The organism is Phenylobacterium sp. (assembly GCF_030693805.1).
In the GTDB taxonomy this organism is placed as follows: Bacteria; Pseudomonadota; Alphaproteobacteria; order Caulobacterales; family Caulobacteraceae; genus Phenylobacterium.
This window is the reverse complement of record NZ_JAUXZW010000341.1, coordinates 1-4,778: the sequence shown is the minus strand read 5'-3', so window position 1 is coordinate 4,778 and position 4,778 is coordinate 1. Positions and strand designations below refer to the sequence as shown.

Below are 4,778 nucleotides of genomic sequence, written 5' to 3'. Positions count from 1 at the left end.
AGTTCACCTTCCACTGATGGCTGGACGCCCCCAGCATGTAGATATTGGCCCCGGCGCAGAACATGCGGTCCTTGCCGCTGGCCAGGACCACGCAGGCCGCCTGCGGATGCTCGAAGCGAATGCGCTGCAGCGCGTCGTGCAGCTCGATGTCGACGCCGAGGTCGTAGGAATTGAGCTTCAGCTTGTAGCCGGGCGCCAGGCCCGCATCCTCGTCGACGTCCAGCGTCAGCGTGGCCAGGCGGCCGTCCACCGCAAGCTTCCAGTGCCGGTAATCTTCCGGTCGCCGATCAAAGGTGATCAAGGGGGTGGCTTCCTTCCCATTCGATTGGCGTCGCGCATTATAATGCATCTATCTCGCTCAACCGTCGTTATAATGCATATCGACGCCTAAGCCTAGGACGCTTGCACGGCCGTGTTCAGGTCTTCCAGGCTCGCTTCCTGAGTTCGGCCCGCGGTGTCCACCATCGCATCGGCCCGCGCATAGAGCCCCTCGCGCCGCCGCAGGATCGCCTCGAGGTCGGCCATCGCTTCCGGGGTGTTGGACATCGGCCGGGTGTCGCCCTGGGCCAGCACCCGGTCCATGTGCTCGCGCGGCGAGGCCTTGATCCAGACGGTGAAGCACGTGCTGAGCAGGCGCTCGAATGTCGCCGGCTCCGACACGATGCCGCCGCCGGTGGCGATCACCGCCTGGGTGTCGCGCTCCAGCACCCGGTCGAGACTGGCGCGCTCCAGGCGGCGGAAGCCTTCGGGGCCGTAGAGGTCGAAGATGGCGCTGAGGGACAGGCCGCTTTCGCGTTCGATCTCACGGTCAAGTTCAATGAACGCCACGCCCCGGCGCTGGGCGAGCGAGGCGCCTAACGACGACTTGCCCGCGCCGCGCAGGCCCACCAGCGCGATGCGGGCGCGGCGCGCCTGCGGATCGGCGCGGCCGAACTGGCGCAGCAGCGACTGCCGCGCCTGGTCGAGCTGCTCGGGGCCAAGCGAGCGCAGCAGATCGAGTGTGCTCGACAGTGCGTCGACCGGCTCGGCGCGGTCCGACACCAGACGCTCGACCGGGATCTGCAGGGCGTCGGCCAGTTGGCGCAGCAAAAGGATCGAGATGTTGCCCTGACCGTGCTCGAGCTGCGCAAGATATCGCTCGGAGACGTCCGAGCGCTGGGCCAGCGCCTTTCGCGACAGGCCCGCCAGCAGGCGCGCGCCGCGGACCCGTTCGCCCAGTCCCTCAAGGTAAGCCGAAGGGCCGGCGCCGAAGTCAGGGTTGGACGCCATGCTTTCAGTCTCGCTCCTGTGCGACGTTCATGTACCATATCGCGCAACAGGCAATAAACTGCATTTCCGCCTGGGCGCGCCGTCCCCGGATGAACAGACAACGGCGCAAGGGAGGAAGGCCATGGACCATGCGTCCAGCGCGGGCGGCTACAACGCCGCCGTGGACCTTATCGAGCGCAATCTGCGCGCGAACCCTGCCAAGATCGCCATCATCGACGACGCGGGCCGCTACAGCTACGCCGAGACGGCTGGGCGCGCCGACCGCTGCGGCGCGGGCCTGCTGGGCCTTGGCTTCGCACCTGGCGACCGGGTGGCGCTGGGCTTGCTCGACGGTGTGGATTTCGTCGCCTGCTTCCTCGGCGCGATGAAGGCCGGACTGATCCCGATCCCGCTCAACACCCTATTCCCTGTCGCCGACTACGCCTACATCCTCGCCGACAGCGGCGCGCGGGCGGCCGTGGTCTCGCCATCGCTTGCCGATCAGTTCCGCGCCGCTGCCGCGCAGGCCGGCTGGACGGGCCGGCTGGTGATCGCAGGGGACGGCGCGCTGCCCGGCGAGGTCGGACTCCACGACTTCGCTCCGACCACCGCACCGCTCGAGCCGCACCTGACCACGCCGCAGGCCGAAGCGTTCTGGCTCTATTCGTCCGGCTCCACTGGCCGGCCCAAGGGCGCCGTCCATCGGCACGAAAGCCTGATGCTCACGGCAGACCTGTTCGCCCGCCAGGTGTTCGGGATGCGCGCGGACGACGTGGTCTATTCCGCCGCCAAGCTGTTCTTCGCCTACGGGCTCGGCAACGCCCTCACCTTCCCGATGGCGGCGGGCGCGACCACCGTGCTGCGCGCCGAGCGGGTGACGCCGGAGGTGGTCGGCCGAGCCGTGGCCGAGCAGGACGTCACCGTCTTCTGCGGCGTCCCGACGCTTTATGCCGGCCTGCTCGCCTCTCCGCACGCGCCTGGGCGAAGTTCCAGCCTGCGCGTCTGCCTCTCGGCAGGCGAAGCCCTGCCCCAGGAACTGGGCGAGGCGTGGGAAGCGCGCACCGGGGTGGAGATCGTCGACGGCATCGGCTCGACGGAGATGCTGCACATCTACGTCTCCAACCGGCCGGGCGCGGTGCGCTATGGGACCACTGGCCAGGCGGTCCCGGGCTATGAGGTCCGCGTGGTCGATGACGCTGGCGACAGCGTCGGACCGGGCGAGGTCGGCGAGCTGTTTGTGCGGGGCCCCACTTGCGCGTCCTACTACTGGAACAACCCGCAGAAGACCGACGCCACCTTCGTCGACGGCTGGATGCGCACAGGCGACAAGTTCACCATGGACGCCGACGGCTTCCTCACCCACTGCGGACGGGCCGACGACATGCTCAAGGTCAGCGGCAACTGGGTGTCTCGCGGCGAAGTCGAGAACGCCCTGCTGGGCCACCCCGCGGTGCTGGAGGCCGCGGTGATCGGCGTGCCGGACGCCCACGGCCTGACGCGCACCAAGGCCTTCGTGGTGCTCAAGCCCGGCCATGCCGCCGGCGCGTCGCTGGAAGCTGAGCTGCAGGCGCACGCCAAGGCTAGGCTCGCGCCCTACAAGTATCCTCGGCTGATCCAATTCACCGATCAGTTGCCGAAGACCGCAACCGGCAAGATCCGCCGCCACATGCTGCGCGAAGCCGAGGCCGCGACGGGGTCCGAGGCGTCGACCTGACCACAGACGAAAGCGGCTCCCCAAATTGCTTGGGGAGCCGTCGATGTGCACGTCGTAAAAGGGCGCCTAGTTCAGCTCACCCTTCTTGTAGCCCAGCACGTCGCGGGCCACGAGGATGCGCTGGATCTCGCCGGCGCCCTCATAGATGTCGGCGATACGCGCATCGCGGAACCACTTTTCGGCCAGGTAGTCCTCAGAGAGGCCTTCCGGGCCGAGCAGCTCCAGGCAACCCTGGGTGATCTGGCGCGCCGCCTTGCCGCCGATGGCCTTGGCCATCGAGGCTTCGGTGCGATAGCCGAGCGAGGTGGTGCCCAGCTGGGTCTGCTTCCACTTCACTTCCATGATCGTGCCCCAGGCCGCTTCCCAAAGCGCTTCCATGCGGATGATCTTGTCTTCGGCCGCGCTGCGCGCCTTCACGCCGCGCGCATAGTCGACTTCGATGCCGCCTTCGGCCAGCTTCGCCTTGGTGAAGTCCAGCATCGAACGGCACAGGCCCAGCGCGCCGGCCGCGACCAGCGGGCGGTTGTGGTTGAAGCGGCTCATCGTGCGGCCGAAATCGGCCTCCAGGCGGTTGATGGCCGGAACCCGGATGTCGTCCATCGTGAAGCCGGCGATGTCGAACTGGTGCATGCCGAGCTTCTGGAACTGCTGCATCTCGTGGAAGCCCTTCATGTCCTTCGTGATGATGAAGGAGCTGAAGAGCCGCCGGCCCTGTTCGTCAGGCACGCCGCGCAGCAGGGTGACTGCGCCGTCCAGCTTGTTGATGGCCGAGATGAACACCTTCTCGCCGTTCAGGACGTATTCGTCGGTCGCCGCGTCATAGCGCCACGTCGACGCCATGTTGCCAGGGTCGGAGCCGGCGCCCGGCTCGGTCAGGCCGATGGCCAGGCGCAGGTGGCCGAACTTGGCCTTCTGTTCGTCCGTGCCGAAGTCCTCGAGCACCATCGAGCCGAAGCCCAGTCCCTCGGGCCGCATGTCCAAGTCCTTGGCGCTGACCATGTGCATCAGGGCGTCGACCATGATCTCGCCGCTGGTGCCTTCGTCGCTCTCGTGCAGCAGCTGGTAGGGATCGGGCTTGCCTTCCAGCGCGGGGTGCAGGGTCTTGACCACCGGCGGCTTGTGCTCGGCCTCGCGATCGACTTCGCGGGCGAACTTGCGGCCCAGCTCGTACTCTTCTTGGATCAGGTCCAGAAAGCGTTGGTCGCCTTCGGTGAGGCTGAAATCAACCATGTCGGTTTCCTCTCGAAATGTGGGGATGCGAAGCGTGCGGCTCAGACGCCGGCCACGCCCTCGAGAACGGACAGCGAGCGGGCGTTGCGATACCACATCTCGATCGGGTGAGCCTTGACGAAGCCGTGGCCGCCGAACGCCTGCAGGCCGTTGTCGGCGATCTGCATCGTCTGCTGGCTGGCGTAGGTGTAGGCCAGTTGGGCGGTGCGGGTGGCGGGAAGCTTGCTTTCCAGCTCCCAAGCGGCCTTCCAGTTCATCCAGCGCATCGCGTCGACATCGATCTTCATGTCGGCGATGTCGAAGGCGACCTTCTGCTTCTGCGCGAGCGGAGTGCCATGCACGATGCGTTCCTTGGTGTAGGGAACGACGTATTCGAGGACGCCGCGGCTGAGGCCCGCCATGATCGAGGCCAGGCCAACCCGGGCGCTGTCGACGATCTTCTGGATGTCCGCGCCGTTGCCTTCGCCGAGGCGCATCGAGGCGGGAACCTTGACGCCGTCGAAGCTCACTTCGGCGAGCTCGAGCGCGCGCAGGCCGAGCGTGCCCTTCGGCGCTTCGACCTTAACGCCCGAGGCGTCCCGCGGCA

General features: G+C 67.3%; 4 protein-coding genes and 1 pseudogene. 1 reads left to right on the top strand and 4 read right to left on the bottom strand.

What is annotated here, in order from left to right; genetic code table 11:
* Both Q8M88_RS13375 and Q8M88_RS13370 read right to left on the bottom strand, forming a co-directional pair.
* Positions 1–301, bottom strand: a pseudogene (locus tag Q8M88_RS13375) (benzoyl-CoA-dihydrodiol lyase); the annotation flags it as partial.
* A 92-nt stretch (positions 302–393) separates the two neighbouring features.
* Positions 394–1,269: a helix-turn-helix transcriptional regulator gene (locus tag Q8M88_RS13370; RefSeq protein ID WP_305597652.1), complete on the bottom strand. Its 876-nt coding sequence runs from the start codon at positions 1,267–1,269 to the stop codon at positions 394–396.
* 121 nt (positions 1,270–1,390) lie between these two features.
* On the opposite strand from Q8M88_RS13370, the gene Q8M88_RS13365 reads away from it, so the two are divergent.
* Entirely contained in the window at positions 1,391–2,962 is a 1,572-nt protein-coding gene (locus tag Q8M88_RS13365) for a benzoate-CoA ligase family protein (RefSeq protein ID WP_305597651.1), read from the top strand.
* 66 nt (positions 2,963–3,028) lie between these two features.
* On the opposite strand, the gene Q8M88_RS13360 is transcribed toward Q8M88_RS13365, so the two are convergent.
* Both Q8M88_RS13360 and Q8M88_RS13355 read right to left on the bottom strand, forming a co-directional pair.
* Positions 3,029–4,192, bottom strand: coding sequence for an acyl-CoA dehydrogenase family protein (locus Q8M88_RS13360; protein WP_305597650.1), 1,164 nt, complete (start codon positions 4,190–4,192; stop codon positions 3,029–3,031).
* 41 nt (positions 4,193–4,233) lie between these two features.
* A partial coding sequence (locus Q8M88_RS13355; protein ID WP_305597649.1) for an acyl-CoA dehydrogenase family protein occupies positions 4,234–4,778 on the bottom strand: 545 nt, incomplete at its 5' end.